The sequence below is a fragment of the Micromonospora sp. URMC 106 genome (assembly GCF_051386395.1).
Classification (GTDB): domain Bacteria; phylum Actinomycetota; class Actinomycetes; order Mycobacteriales; family Micromonosporaceae; genus Micromonospora.
In genome coordinates this window covers 1-17,837 of record NZ_JBPQTP010000132.1, presented here as the reverse complement: position 1 = coordinate 17,837, position 17,837 = coordinate 1, and the positions used below count along the sequence as shown (strand labels likewise).

Genomic DNA, 17,837 nt, shown 5'->3' with positions numbered 1-17,837 from the left:
GGCACGGTGCTCGTGAGCACCTCGTCGGCGCACGCCGACACCCTGTTCGCCGACGCGTTCTCCGACGGCGCGGCCGACGGGTGGTCCCGCTCCGGCGGGAGCTGGTCGGTGGTCACCGACGGCTCGTACGCCTACCGCCAGTCCGGCACCGGCAGCGACGCCCGCGCCCTGGCCGGCGCGGGCACCTGGACCGACTACGGGGTGCAGGCCCGGGTCCGGCCGACCGGCTTCGGCGGGGCGAACCGGCACGTCGGGGTGATCGCCCGGGCGCAGAGCACCAGCAGCTACTACGCGCTGGTGGTGACCGCGAGCGGCGGCGTGCAGCTGATCCGCCGCTCCGGCGGCGACCCGGTGTCGCTCGGCTCCGCCCCGGCCGGGGTCACCGTGGGCGCCTGGGCGACCCTGCGCCTGGAGGCGGTCGGCAGTTCGCTGCGCGGCTACGTCGACGGCGCGCTGCTGGTGCAGGCCACCGACGCGACGTTCGCCGCCGGGCGTATCGGCCTGGCCACCTCGTACGCCAGCGCCACCTTCGACGACGTCGAGGTGGCCACGGCGACCGGGGCGCCGCCCACGGGCGGGCCGAGCGGCGGACCGACCCTGCCGCCGACGAGCCCGCCGATCGACCCGGGCGCCCCGCCGATCGGGTTCGCCTCGGTCGACGCGCTCGGTCAGGACGGCACCACCGGCGGGGCGGGCGGCCCCACCGTCACGGTGGACACCGCCGCCGAGTTGCTCACCGCGATCGGCACGGCCGGCCCGCTGACCGTGCGGGTGGACGGGATGATCGCGCTGCCCGGCCCGATGCACGACGTCACCTCGGACAAGACCATCGTCGGCGTCGGCGCGAACTCCGGCATCACCGGCGGCGGGCTGAACATCGGCCTGCCGGTCAGCGACGCGACCAGCCCGCCGGCGAACGCCGTGCACAACGTGATCGTGCGGAACCTGAACTTCCGCGACACCGTCGACGACGCGATCAACGTGCAGATGTTCTCCCACCACGTCTGGATCGACCACAACGACCTGGCGTACGGCTACGACGGGCTGATCGACATCAAGCGGGGCGCCAGCTACGTGACGGTGTCCTGGAACCACACCCACCACCACACGAAGAACATGCTGCTCGGGCACGACGACCGCAACGCCGCCCAGGACGTCGGCAACCTGAAGGTCACGTACCACCACAACTGGTTCGACCGGACGCCGCAGCGCAACCCGCGGGTCCGCTACGGCGACCCGGTGCACGTGTTCAACAACTACTTCGTCTACAACACCGACGTCGGCGTGGCCTGCCAGCTCGACTCCGGCTGCGTGGTCGAGGGCAACTACTTCGAGGACGTCGAGGTGCCCTGGTCGATCAGCTACGCCGGGGACCGGGGCCGGATGGTCGCCCGCGACAACGTGCTCGCCGGCACCAGCGAGCCCGGCGACGCGGGCGGCACCGTCCAGGAGCCGCGCACGTTCTACCCGTACACGCTGACCGACCCGGCCGCCGTGAAATCGGTCGTCACGGCGGGCGCCGGCACCGGCCGGCTCCCCTACTGACCGTTCGTCTCCCCGCACCGCCGGGCCCGGTTCGGCGCCGGGCACCGGCCCGGCGGTCGGGGCGCACCACACCCCAAGAGATCGATATTTATCGATCATTCCGTCACCACCAGGGAGGTCCCGTGCACCACTCCGACACTCGTCGGCGGAGGCACCGCCGAGGGTTCCTCACCGCGATCGGGGCCGCGCTCGTCGCGGTCGCCCTCGCCGTCGGCATGGCCGCCACCGCCTACGCCGACACGCTCTTCTCCGACGACTTCTCCGACGGCAACTCGTCCGGCTGGACGGCCTCCGGCGGAAGCTGGTCGGTGACCGGCGACAGCGCGCGGGCGCTGCGGCAGAGCAGCACCAGCAGCGACGCCCGCTCACTGGCCGGCACGTCGAGCTGGACGGACTACTCCGTCCAGGCCACGGTCAAGCCGACCGCGTTCAACGGAACGAACCGGTTCGTCGCGCTGCTCGCCCGCGTGCAGAGCAACACCAGCTACTACTACCTGGCGCTGCGCAGCAACAACACGGTCGAGCTCAAGCGGCTGACCAGCGGCTCCTCCACCACGCTGGACACCGCGCCCGTCCCGGTCGCCACCGGCAGCACCTACACCCTGCGGCTGGACGTGGCCGGCGGCTCGCTCAAGGGGTACGTCAACGGCGCCCTGCTCACCGAGGCGACCGACACCCAGTACGCCAGCGGCCGGATCGGCGTGGCGACCTTCTACGCCAGCGCCGACTTCGACAACGTGCAGGTCACCTCGGGCGGCCCCGGGCCCACGCCGACGCCGACCAGCCCGACGCCCACGCCGACCGGCAACCCCGGCCCGAACGTGGCCGACGGCTGGGCCTCGGTCGACGCGTGGGGCCAGAGCGGCACGACCGGCGGCGCCGGCGGCCCGACCGTCACGGTCACCACGGCCAACCAGTTCATCGCCGAGGCGGCGTCGAGCGGCCCGAAGATCATCCAGGTCAGCGGGATGATCGCGCTGCCCGGGCCGATGCACGACGTCACCTCGGACAAGACGATCGTCGGCGTCGGCGCCAACTCCGGCTTCACCGGCGGCGGCCTCAACATCGGTCTGCCGATCGACAACGCGGTCACCGCGCCGCCGGCCAACGCCGTGCACAACGTCATCATCCGCAACCTCAACTTCCGCGACTGGGCGGACGACGCGATCAACGTGCAGATGTTCTCCCACCACATCTGGATCGACCACAACACCTGGACCACCGGGGCGGACGGCGGCGTCGACATCAAGCGCGGCTCGTCGTACGTGACGGTCTCCTACAACCACGCCGACGGCACCGACAAGAACATGCTGCTCGGCCACGACGACGGCAACGCCGCCCAGGACACCGGGCGGCTGAAGGTCACCTACCACCACAACTTCTTCGACAACACCAACCAGCGCAACCCCCGGGTCCGCTTCGGCGACCAGGTGCACGTCTACAACAACTACTACCTGAACACCGGGAACTACGGCGTCGCGTCGACGCAGAACGCCGGGGTCATCGTCGAGGGCAACCACTTCGAGAACGTCGACGACCCGTACCACCTGGCGGAGGGCTCCTCCGGCGACGGCCGGCTGGTCGCCCGCAACAACTGCCTGGTCAACTCCGGCGCCGGTCAGACCGGCGGCAGCGTGGCCAACCCGCCGTACGCGTACACCGTGGGCACCGCCTGCGACACGAAGGCCGTGGTCACCGCGCAGGCCGGGGTGGGCCGCGTCGGGCCGCCCGGCGGGCCGACCACCCCGCCGGTCACCACGCCGCCGCCGACCGCCACGCCGACCCCGACGCCGACCGTGCCGCCGGCCGGCGGCCTGGTCGGCTGGGCCACCCAGAACGGCGGCACCACCGGCGGCGCCGGCGGTCAGACCGTGACCGTCTCCGACGGCCAGGCGCTCGCCGACGCCCTGGAGTCCTCGTCACCGCTGGTCATCCGGGTGCAGGGCGCGCTCACCATGCCCGACACCATGAACGACGTGCGGAGCAACAAGACCGTGCTCGGCGTCGGCAACGCCACGCTTGACAACGGGCTGAACATCAGCGGCGCCAGCAACGTCATCGTCCGCAACCTGACCTTCCGGGGCTGGGACGACGACGCGATCAACGTGCAGAACTCGCGCAACGTCTGGATCGACCACAACACCTTCGACGGCGGCTACGACGGCGCGGTCGACATCAAGCGGGCGTCCGACTTCGTCACCGTCTCGTGGAACCGGGTCACCAACCACACCAAGAGCATGCTGCTCGGCCACGACGACGGCTTCACCGACGACATCGGCCACCTGCGGGTCACCTACCACCACAACTGGTTCGACGGGAGCAAGGAGCGCCACCCGCGCGTCCGGTTCGGCGACCCGGTGCACGTGTTCAACAACTACTACTACGGCGCGGACTACGGCGTGGCGTCCACCATGGGCGCCGGGGTGCTGGTCGAGGGCAACCACTTCGAGAACGTGACCCGACCCACCGCCGTCGGCTACGCCGAGTCGGACCCGGGTGACCTGGTCCAGCGGAACAACATCTTCACCAACTCCGGCGCACCGGAGAGCGCGGGCGACGTCGCCCCCGTCCCGTACGCGTACCAGCTCGACGACGCGAGCGGGATCAAGGCGGCCGTGACCGCCGGGGCCGGCGCCGGCCGGATCAACCCCTGAGGCGCACCGGGGGCGGCGGCCGGTGCGGCCGTCGTCCCCGGGGCACCCACCCGCACCGCCCGAGATCGCCCACCCCGCGCCCCGGAACGCCCGCGTCCCGGGGCGCGGGGCGCGCCGCGCGGCGGCGGCGGTAGCGTGGCGCCACATCACGGCCCGTGGGGCGGACTCCCCCGCCGGCGTGGCGCTCGCGATCGTACGGAGGAGGGTGCATGTCCCACGGCGAGGAGCCGTTCGCGGCACGCGAGGACGCGACCTCGCGGCCCAGCTTCGACCTCACGCTGCGCGGCTACGACAAACGGCAGGTCGACCGGTACGTCGAACGGGTCGACGGCGAGCTGTCGGCGCTGGCCGCCGAGCGGGAACGGGCCTCGGGCCAACTGCGGGAGCTGACCGCGGAGCTGCACCGGCTGCGCGCGGAGGTCGCCGAGCTGCGCGAGCGGCCGGCGCAGCCGGACCGGGCCTCGTTCCGGGACCTGGGCCCGATGGTCGACCAGATCCTGGCCCTGGCCGAGAAGCAGGCCGCGGTCATCACCGACGCCGCCGACCAGCGGGCCGCCGAGCTGCGCGCCGAGGCGGAGCAGGCGCTCACCCAGGCCCGGGAACAGGCCGCCACGACGCTGCGCGAGCTGGCGGAGGAGACGGCGGCGCGGCGCGCCGAGGACGAGCGGGAGCACGAGGAGCGCCGCGCCAACGCCCAGGCCGAGCTGGCGCGGATCCGCGAGGCGGCGGAGCGGCTGCGGGCGGCCGGCGAGGCGGCGCACGACCACGCGCTCCAGGAGGCCAAGCGGATCGACGAGCAGAGCGCCCAACAGCTCGAACAGGCCCGCGCCGAGGCCGAGGCGTTCCTGACGGCGGCCCGTACCCAGATCCAGCAGGAGGTGCAGGCGGCGCGCGCGAAGACCCAGCAGGAGCTGGGCCAGTGGCAGGCCAGCGTGGAGCGGGAGATCAACGAGCGGCGGTCCGCCGCCGAGCAGGAGGTCACCGAGCAGCGCGCGGCGGCCGAGCGGGAGCTGGCCGCCCAGCGTACGGCGGCCGAGCAGGAGATCGCGACGCTGATCGCCGAGGCGCAGCAGTACGCGGCCAAGGTCCGCCAGCGCGCCGACGAGCAGGCCGCGACCCATCAGCAGCAGCTCGTCGCGGCGCAGCAGGGCATCCGGGACCGCCGGGAGGCGCTGGCCCGGTTGCAGTCCGAGCTGGACATCGCGCAGCAGCAGCTCGCCCAGGCGCGGCAGGAGAGCGGCAGCGCCGAGCGCGAGTACACGGAGCTGCAGCAGCGCCTCGTCCAGACCCGGCAGGAGCTGACCGACGAGCTGCACCGGCTGGACGAGGCTCGGCGGGCCGCGGACTCCGCCGAGCAGCACGCCAAGGAGGTCCGCGCCCGGGTGAAGCGGGAGGCGAAGCGGGTGGCGGACCTGGCCGCGGCGGCGGTCATGGCGGCCGCCACGGGCGGCGCGGAGACCGCCGAGTACCCGCAGGTGGCCGCCCGGCCGCGCGCCGACCGGCCGGTGGTGCCCGTCGCCGGCCCGCCGGCGGCCGGGTCCGGCGACGGGGCGGACGGGGCCGGCGACACGGCGGGCACCTCGCCCGACGACGACGGGCGGGCACCGGCCGGCGCCTCGCCGCAGCCCCCGGGCGACCCGGTGGTGGCCGCCGGCTGACCCGTCGGCGGCTCGCCGGTGTGCGGGGCGGCCGGCGCGGGGGCGTCACCGCCGGGGACGCGGCGGCCCGGCCGCCGCGTCCCGCAGGTCAGGGACGCATCTCGTACGCGCCGCTGAGCGCCGCGACCCGCGCCCAGACCCGGGCCGTGCGCTCCGCGTCCGCGACGGGCCGGCGGACGTGCGCCAGCGCCCAGGACGCCTGCGCCTCGGTGGCGGCGGCCCTGCCGTGCAGCTCGGTGGCGTACCCGGAGAAGTCGCGGACCAGCACGTCGAAGATCTCGTCGAGCACGTCGCGGTCCAGGCCGGTCAGGCCGGCCTGCTCCAGGATCAGGTGGCCGTAGACGATCAGCGCGAAGAGCTGGCCGAGGGCGAGCAGGAAGTCGAGGTCACGCTGCTGCTCCTCGCTCGGGGCGTGGGCGGCCAGCAACGCGCAGAAGCCGTCTGCCTGCTCCCGGAAGCGGGCGACGTTCGGCACGTCGGCGTGCGCGTCGTAGGCGGCCCGCCAGTCGTGGAACCGGATCGCGCCGAGGCCCCGGGCCGGGCCCTGCCGGAAGAGGAACTCGTCGTCGGCGGGGTCGTGCCGGGTCGGCACCGGCGGGTGGTCGACCGGGTGGAACAGGTAGTTCGCCATGAACTTCAGGATCAGCGCGAGGTTGACGTGCACCGTCCCCTCGAGCTTGGGCAGCCCCCGGATGTCCTTGGCGGCCTTGTCGAAGTACGTGTCCGCCTCGAAGCCCTTCGCGGCGATGACGTCCCAGAGCAGGTCGATGACCTTCTCGCCCTCGGTGGTGACCTTCATCTTGGTCATCGGGTTGAACAGCAGGTACCGCCGGTCGTCCGGGCCGGCCGAGCGGAAGTAGTCCACCGCCCGGTCGCTGAACAGCTTCATGGCCACCAGGCGGGCGTACGCGTCGGTCAGCTCGCGCCGGACGTGCGGGAAGTCGGTGACCCGCCGGCCGTAGAGGACCCGGTTGTGGGCGTGGGTCACCGCCTCGTACATGGCGTGCTCGCAGATCCCGATGGAGGCGGTGCACAGGTTGAACTTGCCCACGTTGACCGTGTTAAGGGCGGCGTCGAACGCGGCCCGGCCGGTGTGCAGCACGTCCTCGGCGCGCACCGGATAGTCCTCCAGGCGGAACTCGCTGACGTACATCTGCGCGTTCACCACGTTGCGGACCAGGTGGTACGCGGGGTGGCGGCTGTCGGCGGCGAAGAAGACGTAGCCGTCCGGGCCCGCCACGTCGGCGCGGCGGCCGAAGACCGAGACCAGCCCGGCGACGTTGCCGTTGCCGATGTAGTACTTGGCGCCGGTGGCGCGGAACCCGCCCGCCCCGTCGGGCGTGAGGAGCATGTCCGTGGAGTAGATGTCCGCGCCGTGCGCGCGTTCGGACAGGCCGAACGCCATCACGTGGCCGTCGTCCAGCAGCGCGGCCGCGCGGGACCGGGCGGCGGCGTTGTCGCTCTGCCAGACCGGGCCCAGGCCGAGCACGGTGACCTGCCAGGTGTACCAGTAGCCGAGGCCGTAGAAGCCGAGGATCTCGCTGAGCGCGGCGTTGCGGGCGGTGTCCCAGCGCTTCGCGGGGTCGCCTCCGCCCTCGGCGGCGGGCGTGCAGAACGCGGCGAAGAGCCCCTCCTTCGCGGCGAAGTCCAGGAAGTCGCCGTACCACTCGTGCCGGTTGTAGGTGTCGAGCAGCGCCTCCTTGCCCCGGCCCTCGAACCAGTCGACGGTCGCACGCAGCAGTCGGCGGGACTCGTCGTCGAGGTGGGCGGGGTCGTAGGTGCGCGGGTTGAGCAGCGGCGAGTCCGCCACGGCGGGACTCCCTTCGATCGGGTGGTCAGTGGTCCAGGGTGCGCAGGGTGGCCAGCACGTCGTCGAGCCAGGCCAGCACCATCCGCTCGTACGCGATGCCGCCGCGCAGCACGACGTGCTGGAGCGCCTGCCCGGCGTCGAGCGCGGCGGGGTCGGGGAAGTCCCGTTCCTCGCCGGCCAGGTAGCGGGCGAGCGTGGCCTCGTGGGTGGCGCGGTAGCGCTCGACCTCGGCGACGAGCGCGGCGCGGCCGGCGGCGTCGTCGAAGGCGGCCCCACGGATCTTGACGGCCAGCTCGTGGCGCACCGCCTCCGGCTGGACGGGGGCACGCAGCCAGGTGACCAGCGCGGACCGGCCGGCCGGCGCCACCGAGAAGGAACGCTTGTCGGGGCGGCCGTCCTGGCCGATCTCCTCGGCGGTGACCCAGCCGTCGGCCTCCATCCGCTTCAGGACGCGGTAGATCTGCTGGTGGGTCGCCGTCCAGAAGCGGCCGATGGAGCGCTCGAAGCGCCGGGCCAGCTCGTAGCCGGACCCGGGCTGTTCGAGCAGGGACACCAGGATCGCGTGTTCGAGCGCCACGCCGCCATCTTGCTATGCAACTCGTTGCATAGCAAGATGGCGCCGGCGGTTGCCCTACACTCGCTCGCGGCGGGCGGTAGCGCAGAGGTCGTCGCGCCTCCCTCTCATGGAGGAGGACGCCGGTTCGATTCCGGTCCGCCCGCCGCCCGGGCCTCGCCCGCCCGATCCGTGCGGGCCGTAGCGCAGCGGTCGTCGCGCCCGGTCTCCGAAACCGGGAGGACGCCGGTTCGAATCCGGCCGGCCCGCATCCCCTAGACTCCCCCGGCGAGCGGGTCGTAGCGCAGCGGTCGTCGCGCCCGACTGCACATCGGGAGGACGCCGGTTCGATCCCGGCCGGCCCGCTCCCGACGGGAACGGGGACGCCGAGGTGGAGCGCCGACGCGAGCGAGAAAAGCAACTGCGGATCCTCCGGTACGCGTCACCGCCGCCGATGGTCGCCGCCGTCACCGCCCGCCGGCTCGCCGGGGACTGGCGGGGCGCCTGCGCGGCCGGACTGTTCGACGCGCACATCGACCTGCGGGACGTGGCGTCCCGGTACGGTGCGGACGACGCCGCCCGGATCGAAAGCGAACTGCGCGGGTTCGCACCGGACCTGCTGCGCCGGTTCCTGCCCCGCACGTCCTCGCTGGCGCTCGTGCCCACGGCTCGGGTCGTGCTGTCCCGGCTGGCCGAGCCGGTGCGCACCCGCCCGGGCCTGCGCCGTCGGGGCACCCCGCTGCTGGTCGCCACCCTGCCCGCCACCGACCGCCGCCCCCAGCGTGTCGCGCTGCGCGTCACCGACAGCCTGGACCTGCCGAACGCCTGGTACGACCTGCCTGACTGGTGCTGGCACGCGGACGCGGTCGCCGCACGCCGTTGGGCGTACGGGGCGTCGGACGACCGGCTCGCGTGGCACACGGCGGACGGGCGCCCACACCGGCAGGGCGAGTCCACGCCGACCGGCTCTCCGGCCGACCGGGCGGGCGAGGTGGAGACGGTCGGCGCGCTGCTCGCGGCGGGGCGCACGATCGCGGCGTACGAGGCGGCGGGCTGGACGGTCGACGCGGCCGGGGGCGCCCACTGGTACACGGGGTGGCCGACGGTGGAGCAGGTGCTCGAATGGCACGTCGCGGCGCTGCCCGTGCTCGCCGCCGAGGCCCGCCGCCTCGCCCGCCGCTACGGCGCGACGACGCTGCACCTGGTCAACTCGCCCCTCGCCGTCGACGTGGCCGACGGCGGCGCCCTGACCGTCCGGGCCGCCGCGCCGGGTTCCCCGCGGGGCGGGCCGACCGTGTTCGGCACGCCCGCGCCGATGGACGTCGCGCTGCTGCGCTGGGGGATGCTGACGCCGGACGAGCTGCACCCGCTGGTACACGAGGCGTTGTTCCCCGGTCGGACGCAGGCGTGGCGGGTCCCGGAGCCCGCGCCACCGCCGCCGTTCCGCGTGCGGTGTGGACCGGACTGGCACCTCGTCCGGGTCGCCGACAACCGGATCGAGACCCCGCACCACACCGATGAGGAGCTGCGCCGGGAGTTCCTGCTCGCCGGCCTGGGCGGCCCGATCGGCGGCTGCGCGGCGGCGGTACGGGCCTGGCGTACCGGGATGAAGCCGGTCCCGAAGGAGATCCGCAAGCTCCGTCGGGACCTGTTCGGGCGAGCCTTCCACGGCGACACGGAGGGACTGCTCTCCCTCATCTTCGACGGCATGGATCCCGGACTGCGCGACGGCGCCGGAGGCACGCTGATGCACCGGCTGGCGTTCGTGGACCACACCCTGATGCTGCCGATCCTCACCGCCGCCGGGCTCCGCGTCGACGAGCCCGACCGGGACGGGAACACCCCGATGCACGCCGCCGCCGCGGCGGCGGCCACCGAGGTGATGGCGGCCCTGGTCGACGCCGGCGCGGACCCCGACGCGGTGAACCGGGAGGGTCGCACCGCCGCCGAGGTGCTCGCGGCGGCCCGGCGGACGGGCGGCTGATCATCCGCTGTCGGTGGCCTTCGGTATGCTCCCGCGCGGCGAGGCCGTAGCGCAGAGGTCGACGCGCCTTGACAGCAAGCTGGAGGACGCCGGTTCGAATCCGGCCGGTCTCGCCGCCACCCCCCACGGAGGAGCATCGTGTCCGTCGACCGCGCCGAGCTGGCGGCCTGCCTGGCCGTCCTCGCCCACCTCGACGACGCCGACCTGGACGAGGCGACCCGGCAGGAGCTGGAACGGGCGGTCACCGCCGCCCACCGGGGCGTGAAGAGGCGCGCGAAGGCCCGCCGCGACGCCGCCACCCGGGCCGCGGACCGCGCGCTGCTGGCCGGCGCCACCCGCTTCCACACCGAGATCCCCGACCCCGCGCCGCCCGGTCCCGCCGGGACCGACCGACCCGCCGCCGGGACCGCGGGCACGGCCTCCGACGGCGGCGCCGGGACCGGGGCCGACGGGCCCGGCGGGAGCCCGTTCGGGCCGGCGGGGCGCGGGGCGCTGCGCCGGGCGCGGCACTGCTACGTGTGCAAGCAGCCCTACCGGCAGGTGGACGTGGACTACCACCTCATGTGCCCGCCGTGCGCGGCGGAGAACCGCGAGCGGCGGCACGCCCGCTGCGACCTGACCGGTCGCACCGCCGTGGTGACCGGCGGTCGGGTGAAGATCGGTTTCCACACCGCGCTCAAGCTGCTCCGCGACGGCGCCGAGGTGATCGTGACGACCCGGTTCCCCCGCGACGCGGCCCGCCGCTTCGCCGCCGTGCCGGACGCCGACGACTGGGCCGACCGGCTCTACGTGCACGGGCTGGACCTGCTCGACCTGGCCGGCACCCTCGACTTCGTCGCGCTGGTCGGGCGGCGCTTCGCCGGGCTGGACATCCTCGTCAACAACGCCGCGCAGACGCTGTACCGGCCGGAGGCGTACCACCGGGAGGTCCGGGCGGCCGAGTCCGCGGCGCTGGAGGGGCCGGCGGCACGGATCGCGATCGGCGCCGCGCCGGCCGGCCCGACGGCGCAGCGGCTGCCCGTCGGGCTGGACGCGTTCTTCCCCGCCGGGCGGGTGGACGAGACGGGCCAGCCGCTCGACCTCCGCGAGGTCAACTCGTGGGTGCTCAGCGACGCCGACGTGAGCCCGCACGAGTGGTTGCAGGTGCACGTGGTCAACGCCTTCGCGCCCTTCCTGCTCACCTCCCGGCTGCGCCCGCTGATGCAGGCGAGCGCCCACCCGCAGCGGCACGTCGTGCAGGTGTCGGCGATGGAGGGCAGCTACTCCCGCTCCGGCAAGACCACCCGGCACCCGCACACCAACATGGCCAAGGCGTCGCTGAACATGCTGGTCCGCACGGTCGCCGCCGACTACCTGGCCAGCGGCATCCACATGAACAGCGTGGACACCGGCTGGGTCACCGACGAGCGGCCGCACCCCGACAAGACCGCCCAGCGGAAGCTCGGCTTCCGGCCCCCGCTCGACGTGGTCGACGGGGCCGCCCGCGTCTACGACCCGATCGTGCGGGGCGTGCGCGGCGCCCCGGTGAGCGGCCAGTTCCTCAAGGACTACCGGAGTGTGCCCTGGTGACCGACCCGACGCCGGTGCGGTGCCCGGCCATCGCCGACCCCGACGCCGGTCTGGCCCACCCGGGCGACTTCGACCCGCTGCTGGTCCGCCTCGCGGTGCCGGACGCCGTCGTCGCGCCCGAGGAGTTCCCGCGCGGCACGGTGCAGCCCGACGGCCGGCTCGACCTGTGCAAGCAGGGCGTCGGCCCGGTGCAGACCGCCCGGATCGTGGCGGCGGCGGTCGACTCCCCGCTGGTGCGCCACCTGCTGCTGGGCACCAACGGCCTCGGCACGGACGGCGCCCGGGCGGTGGCCGACGCGCTCCGCCCGGGCCACCACCTCCAGACGCTCTACCTGGGTTGCAACCGGATCGACCCGGCCGGGGTGGACGCGCTCGCCGCGCGACTGGCCGGCGACGACACCGTGCGGGCGCTGTGGCTCAAGCGCAACCCGGTCGGCGACGAGGGCGTCCGGCGGCTCGCCGCCGCGCTCGCGGTGAACTCGGCCATCCGCACGCTCGACCTGGTCAACGTCGGGATGAGCGTCCGCGGGCTGGCCGCGCTCGCCGAGGCGCTGACCGTCCGCGAGCGGCCGGTGCAACGGCTCTTCCTCGGCGGCAACGGCTTCGGCCCTGACGCCGTGCCGGTGCTCGGCGCGCTGGTCCGCTCCGCCGGGGTCCGGGAGCTCTACCTGGCGGCGAACCACCTCGGGGACTCCGGCGTCGCCGCCCTCGCCGAGCTGGCCGACGGGGTGGACGTGACGCTCGGGCTGGGCGGCAACGGCATCACCCCGGCCGGGGTGGCGGCGCTGGCCCGGCACCTGGGGGCCTGGCGGGCGCTGGACCTGGCCCGGCCACCGTCGGAGCGGGCGCTCGGCGCGCGCGGCAACGTGGTCGGCGACGAGGGCGCGGCGGCGCTCGCCGAGGCGCTGCCCGCCGCCCGGCTGCGCCGGCTGGACCTGCGGCGTACGGAGATCGGCGGGCGGGGCGCGCGGCGGCTCGTCGAGGCCGTCGAGGGCCACCCGACGCTGGAGTACCTGGGCATCAACGGGGGCGTGCCGCGCCGGCAGCGTCGCCGGGCCTCGGCGCTGCTCGCCGAGCGGCCGGTCACCGCGCCGCACGAGGACATCCGGGCCATCGCGAGCGTCTACCGGTGAACCCGCCCGTCGTCGACGAGATCCGCACCTGGCAGCGGATCCGCCGGTACGCCGTGCCAGCCGCGATGGTCGAGGGGTGCACGGCGGCCCGGGAGGCCGGCGACTGGCGGGCCGCCTGCGCGCGGGGACGGGTCGACGTGACGTTCGACCTGGCCGAGGTGGCCCGGGAGCACGGCCGCGCCCGGGCCGACCGGATCGAGACGGATCTCGGCGTGCTCGCCCCGGACCTGCTGCGCTGGCACCTGCCCCGGGTGCTCGGCGGCCGCACCGGCGTGGCCACCCACCAGCGGTTCCTGCTGTCCACGTGGGACGGGCGCTTCGGCGACGACGACGTCGCGCTGGTGGTGGACACGCCGAAGACCGTGGACGGGTCGCAACGGCTGCGGCTGAGCGTCCGCCCCGTGCAGGCGGGCGAGGCCGCCCCGCAGGACCTGCCGCCGGCGTACTGGAGCGCCGCGCACGTCGACGGCCTCGCCGGCGCGTACGGCGGCTCGCCGGCCCGGCTGCCCGGCTTCGAGCCCGACGGCACGGTCCGGCCGTTCCAGGCGTACGCGACGGCGGTCGACCCGGGCGACCCGGCGAACCGGCCCGAGGTCTTCGACCGGCTGGTCGCCGGCGGTGAGCTGGCCCGAGCGTGGGCGGTGTCCGGCGTCGACCTCGACCCGGAGGTCCCGGAGAGCTACTACCTGAACCGCGAGGTCGAGATCGCCGCGCGCGGCTGCCTGGTCCCCCTCGGGCTGGACGCCGAGCTGGCCCGGCTGGAGGCCCGCCACGGCGTCGGGCGGGTCATGATCTGGTCCGGGTGGCGACCGGTGGTCGAGGTGCGCCGGCGGGGCGACGGCACGGTGGCCGCCGCGTTCGTCGGTTGGGAGCAGGAGCACTTCGCCCGCCTCCGCCTCGCCGGCGTGGTCCACGAGCGACCCGCCGACCTGGACCTGCTGCGGCACGGCCTGCTCGACCCGGCCGAGCTGCACCCCCTGGTGCGCCGGGCCCTGTTCGCGTCGGCACCCTCCACGCCGGACGGCGCGGCCGCGCCGGGCGACCGCCGACCGGCGACGCGGGCGGGACGGCTGCGGGCGGCGCGGCCCGAGGCGGCACAGGCGGCGCCCACACGGCCGGGCACGGCGCGGCCCGAGGCGGCACAGGCGGGGACGGCCGCGCCGGAGGCGGCCGGCCTGCGGGTGGACGTGCCGGTGCGGTGCGGGGGCGGATGGCACACCGTGGTGCACGGCGACGGCCGGCTCGACCCGGTCTCGCACACCGCCGAGGAGGTCGCCGGGGAGGAGCTGCTGCGCGCCCTGGGCGGGCGGTCGACGGGCTGCTTCGCGGCGGTGCAGGCGTGGCGGGGTGGCCCGGGCCGGCTGCCCCGGCCGCTGCGCGAGCTGCGGCGCGACGTGCTGCTGCGCATCCAGCACGGCGGCGCGGCGGCGTTGGCCGCGTTGCTCGACGCGGGGCTCGACCCGAGGATGGGCGACGGCCGGGGCGGCACGCTGCTGCACCACCTGCGCGCCGTGGATGACGTCTCGCTGGTCCGGCGGCTGCTCGACGCCGGCGTGCCGATCGGAGCCGGGGACCGGCGGGGACGCACCGCGCTGCACGTGGCCGTCGGCGACGGAGGCAGCCCGGAACTGGTCCGCGCGCTGCTGGCCGCCGGCGCCGACCCGCACGCCCCCGACGGGGACGACCTCACTCCCTGCGACCTGGCGGAGGGGAAGGCGAGCATGTACGACGACGACGGGGAGGTCGGACACCCGGTGTTGCAAGTCCGGGACGTGCTGACCGAATGGGTGCGGCGGTGACGGCGGCGCTGGCGGCGGCCGACGACCTCGTCGCCGCGACCCGCGCGTGGCGCACCGAGCCGGCCGCCGACCCGAGGGTCGAGGCGCTGGCCCTCGCGGTGGCGGCGAACCTGCCGGTGCTGCTGTGGGGCGAGCCGGGCATCGGCAAGTCCGCCACCCTCCAGCAGCTCGCCGAGGGGCTGGGCCTGCCGCTGGAGACGGTCATCGCCAGCGTGCACGAGCCGTCGGACTTCGCGGGGCTGCCGATCGTCGGCGACTCTCCGGCCACCGACGGGGTGCCGATGGCCCCGCCGGACTGGGCGGTCCGGCTGGCGCGTACCGGATCGGGGTTGCTCTTCTTCGACGAGCTCTCCTCCGCGCCGCCGGCGGTGCAGGCGGCGCTGCTGCGGGTGGTGCTGGAGCGGCGGGTCGGCAGCCTCTCGCTGCCGCCGTCGGTGCGGATCGTGGCCGCCGCGAACCCGCCGACCAGCGCGGCGGACGGCTGGCACCTGGCCCCGCCGTTGGCGAACCGGTTCGTGCACCTGCACTGGACGCACGACCCGCGCACCGTCGCGCGGGGCCTGGCCGGCACCTGGCCGGCGGTGACCGTGCCGGCGGTCCGGCCGGGGCGCACCGCGGCGGCGCTGGCCAGGGCGCGCGGGGCGATCGCGGGTTTCCTCACCGCCCGGCCGGGGCTGACCCATCACCTGCCGGCCGACGCCGAGGCCCGCGGCGGCGCCTGGCCGTCCCCGCGCACCTGGGAGATGGTGCTGCGGCTGCTCACGTTCCACCACGCCGCCGGGACCGACGCGCAGGCGCTGGCGCTGGCCGTGATCGGCGCGGTGGGCGACGGCGCGGGGCTGGAGTTCGTCACCTACCTGGAGAACCTCGACCTGCCCGACCCGGAGCGGGTGCTCGCCGACCCGGAGGCGTTCCGGCTGCCCGAGCGGGGCGACCGGCAGTTGGCGTTCCTCACCGCGGTGATCTCCGCCGTGCAGGCGAAGGTCGACCGGTCGCGCTGGGAGGCCGGCTGGGTGGTGCTGGGCAAGGCGGTCGAGGCGGGGGTGCCGGACGTCGCGGCCCGCGCCGCGATGGACCTCGCGGCGCTGCGCGACACCTCCTGGCCGGTGCCGCCGGCCATCCACGCCTTCGCCGAGGTGCTGCGGCTCTCGGGTCGCCTGTCCGGATGAGCCCGGGCGGCGGCCGGCTGGACCGCACCAAGCTGCTCGCCGCCCGGTTCCGGGCGGCGCAGGACCGGCCCTACCTGGCCACGGCGCTGTACAGCGTCACCGTGGTCGAGTCCCGGGACGTGCCCACGATGGGCGTGGACCGGCGGTGGCGCTGCCACGTCTCGCCGGGGTTCGTCGACCGGCTGCCGGTGGCCCAGCTCGCGGCGGTGTGGATCCACGAGGTGGCCCACCTGCTCCGCGACCACCACGGCCGCGCCGACCGGCTGCCGGTCGGGCAGCGGCGCGACCACCACCGGGTCAACGTCGCGCAGGACTGCGAGATCAACGACGACCTGGTGGCCGACCGGCTGCCGCTGCCGGCCGACCGGGTCGAGCCGGAGACCTTCGGGCTGCCGACGGGTCTGTTCTTCGAGGCGTACCTGCCGCTGCTTCCCGCGGGCCTGCGCGGGCACGAGGCGCACGACTGCGGCTCCGGGGCGCACGGCATCGAACGGCCGTGGGAGCGCGACGGCCCCGGCGGGGTCAGCGCGGTGGAGGCGGGGGCGATCCGCCGGGAGACGGCACAGGCGGTCCGCGCGCACGTCCGGGCCCGGGGCACCGTCGCGGCGGGGTGGGAGCGCTGGGCCGCCCAACTGCTCGAACCGAGGGTGGACTGGCGGCGGGCGCTGACCGGCGCGGTACGCGAGGCGGCCGCCTGGGCCGGCGGCGCGGTCGACTACACCTACCAGCGGCCCTCCCGGCGCGCCGCGGCCACGCGGGGGGTGGTGCTGCCCAGCCTGCGTCAACCGGTGCCCCGGGTGGCGATCGTGGTGGACACGTCGGGGTCGATGGGCGAGTCGCAGCTCGCCGCCGCGCTCGCCGAGGTCGCCGGCGTGCTCCGGGCGGTCGGCGTCGGCGGCAACCGGGTCACCGTGCTCTCCTGCGACGCGGCCGTGCACGTCGTACGGCGGGTGCACACCGTCGGCGAGGTGCGGCTGGCCGGGGGCGGCGGCACCGACATGCGGGTCGGGATCGACGCCGCGCTGCGCGGTCGACCGCACATCGTGGTGGTGCTGACCGACGGGTTGACGCCGTGGCCGGCCGCGCCGCTGGAGTCCACCCGGGTCATCGCGGGGCTGATCGGGACGGGCGCGCCACCGCCGCCGTCCTGGATCACCACCGTCACGATCGACGACTGATCCACCGGCGTCGCCGGCCGCTGAGGGGGGAGCCGGACCGGACTGGTCCAACCAGTTGACGGGTTGATGTGTGCTGCGCCACACTCCTCGGCATGGACTTCGCCCCCGTCCCCCGCTCGTCGGTCTCCGACCACGTCTTCGGCCAGATCCGCGACGCCATCGTCAGCGGCTCCTACCGCCCCGACGAGGCGCTGCCCGGCGAACGGGAGCTGGCCGCCACCTTCGGGGTGAACCGGCACGCCGTCCGCGAGGCCCTGCGGCGGTTGCAGCAGCTCGGGCTGGTCCGGGTCAGTCAGGGCGGCGCCACCCGGGTGCTGGACTGGCGGGTGCACGCCGGGCTCGACCTCGCCCTGTCCCTCACCCGTTTCCACGACACCCTCCCGGTGGACACGCTGGTCCGGGACATGCTGGAGATGCGGGCCTGCGTCGGCGTCGACGCGGCCCGGCTCTGCGCCGAGCGCGGCGACCCGGCGGCCCGGGCCGCGATCCCGCGGGCCGTCGAGGAGTACGCGGGGCTCGCACCGGACCTGACCGCGATGGGCGAGGCCACCATCGTGCTCTGGCGGCACATCGTCGCCGGCTCCGGCAACACCGCCTACCTGCTGGCCTTCAACAGCCTCGTGGCCGGCGCGCTCGCCGTCGGCGAGGTGCCACCGGAGCGGCGCGCCGCGGAGCTGCTCGACGTCGCCGGCCACCGCCGGCTCGCCGACGCCATCGTCACCGGCCGGGCCCCCGACGCCGCCCGCGAGGCACGCGCCCTGCTCACCGCCCCCCTCACCACCCCC

12 protein-coding genes and 4 tRNA genes are annotated in these 17,837 nt (G+C 75.3%); 14 read left to right on the top strand and 2 right to left on the bottom strand.

Annotated features, from left to right (window positions below; translation table 11 throughout):
- The first annotated feature begins 6 nt into the window (after window positions 1-6).
- The 3 genes from ACSNOB_RS28240 (at window position 7) to ACSNOB_RS28230 (ending at window position 5,857) form a co-directional block, all read left to right on the top strand.
- Window positions 7-1,545: a family 16 glycoside hydrolase gene (locus ACSNOB_RS28240; RefSeq protein WP_436689975.1), complete on the top strand. Its 1,539-nt coding sequence runs from the start codon at window positions 7-9 to the stop codon at window positions 1,543-1,545.
- Window positions 1,546-1,667: 122 nt separating this feature from the next.
- Window positions 1,668-4,199, top strand: coding sequence for a pectate lyase family protein (locus ACSNOB_RS28235; protein WP_436689973.1), 2,532 nt, complete (start codon window positions 1,668-1,670; stop codon window positions 4,197-4,199).
- 209 nt (window positions 4,200-4,408) lie between these two features.
- Window positions 4,409-5,857, top strand: a complete 1,449-nt coding sequence (locus ACSNOB_RS28230) for a hypothetical protein (RefSeq protein ID WP_436689971.1) — start codon at window positions 4,409-4,411, stop codon at window positions 5,855-5,857.
- Window positions 5,858-5,945: 88 nt separating this feature from the next.
- Here ACSNOB_RS28230 and ACSNOB_RS28225 read toward each other — a convergent pair whose 3' ends face one another.
- Together ACSNOB_RS28225 and ACSNOB_RS28220 are read right to left on the bottom strand one after the other, a co-directional pair.
- A complete protein-coding gene (locus ACSNOB_RS28225) occupies window positions 5,946-7,667 on the bottom strand; it encodes an acyl-CoA dehydrogenase family protein (protein WP_436689969.1) in 1,722 nt (573 codons plus the stop codon).
- Between the two features lie 25 nt (window positions 7,668-7,692).
- Window positions 7,693-8,244: a PadR family transcriptional regulator gene (locus tag ACSNOB_RS28220; protein ID WP_436689967.1), complete on the bottom strand. Its 552-nt coding sequence runs from the start codon at window positions 8,242-8,244 to the stop codon at window positions 7,693-7,695.
- Window positions 8,245-8,314: 70 nt separating this feature from the next.
- On the opposite strand from ACSNOB_RS28220, the gene ACSNOB_RS28215 reads away from it, so the two are divergent.
- From ACSNOB_RS28215 to ACSNOB_RS28165, 11 genes are all read left to right on the top strand, one after another.
- Window positions 8,315-8,387: transfer RNA gene (locus ACSNOB_RS28215), tRNA-Glu, on the top strand.
- Between the two features lie 27 nt (window positions 8,388-8,414).
- A tRNA-Arg gene (locus tag ACSNOB_RS28210) sits at window positions 8,415-8,491 on the top strand.
- A 21-nt stretch (window positions 8,492-8,512) separates the two neighbouring features.
- Window positions 8,513-8,587 (top strand) — tRNA-Cys (locus tag ACSNOB_RS28205).
- 24 nt (window positions 8,588-8,611) lie between these two features.
- A complete protein-coding gene (locus ACSNOB_RS28200; RefSeq protein ID WP_436689965.1) occupies window positions 8,612-10,204 on the top strand; it encodes an ankyrin repeat domain-containing protein in 1,593 nt (530 codons plus the stop codon).
- Window positions 10,205-10,244: 40 nt separating this feature from the next.
- Window positions 10,245-10,317 (top strand) — tRNA-OTHER (locus ACSNOB_RS28195).
- 25 nt (window positions 10,318-10,342) lie between these two features.
- On the top strand, window positions 10,343-11,773 hold the full coding sequence (locus ACSNOB_RS28190) for an SDR family NAD(P)-dependent oxidoreductase (protein ID WP_436689963.1): 1,431 nt from the start codon (window positions 10,343-10,345) through the stop codon (window positions 11,771-11,773).
- Complete coding sequence (locus ACSNOB_RS28185; RefSeq protein ID WP_436689961.1) at window positions 11,770-12,906, top strand: gala protein; 1,137 nt, start codon at window positions 11,770-11,772, stop codon at window positions 12,904-12,906. The genes ACSNOB_RS28190 and ACSNOB_RS28185 overlap by 4 nt, the downstream gene beginning before the upstream one ends.
- The gene (locus ACSNOB_RS28180) at window positions 12,903-14,705 is read left to right on the top strand and encodes an ankyrin repeat domain-containing protein (RefSeq protein ID WP_436689959.1); all 1,803 of its coding nucleotides are present in this window, start codon (window positions 12,903-12,905) and stop codon (window positions 14,703-14,705) included. Before ACSNOB_RS28185 ends, ACSNOB_RS28180 begins: the two co-directional genes overlap by 4 nt.
- On the top strand, window positions 14,690-15,874 hold the full coding sequence (locus tag ACSNOB_RS28175; protein ID WP_436689957.1) for an AAA family ATPase: 1,185 nt from the start codon (window positions 14,690-14,692) through the stop codon (window positions 15,872-15,874). Before ACSNOB_RS28180 ends, ACSNOB_RS28175 begins: the two co-directional genes overlap by 16 nt.
- A complete protein-coding gene (locus ACSNOB_RS28170; protein WP_436689955.1) occupies window positions 15,871-17,052 on the top strand; it encodes a vWA domain-containing protein in 1,182 nt (393 codons plus the stop codon). The genes ACSNOB_RS28175 and ACSNOB_RS28170 overlap by 4 nt, the downstream gene beginning before the upstream one ends.
- 92 nt (window positions 17,053-17,144) lie before the next feature.
- Window positions 17,145-17,837, top strand: a 693-nt coding sequence (locus ACSNOB_RS28165; RefSeq protein WP_436689953.1) for a FadR/GntR family transcriptional regulator, incomplete at its 3' end; no start/stop codon positions are given.

Coding starts and splice junctions, on each gene's coding strand:
- ACSNOB_RS28230 (WP_436689971.1), top strand. CDS start 4,409: ATGTCCCACGGCGAGGAGCCGTTCGCGGCACGCGAGGACGCGACCTCG.
- ACSNOB_RS28175 (WP_436689957.1), top strand. CDS start 14,690: ATGGGTGCGGCGGTGACGGCGGCGCTGGCGGCGGCCGACGACCTCGTC.
- ACSNOB_RS28170 (WP_436689955.1), top strand. CDS start 15,871: ATGAGCCCGGGCGGCGGCCGGCTGGACCGCACCAAGCTGCTCGCCGCC.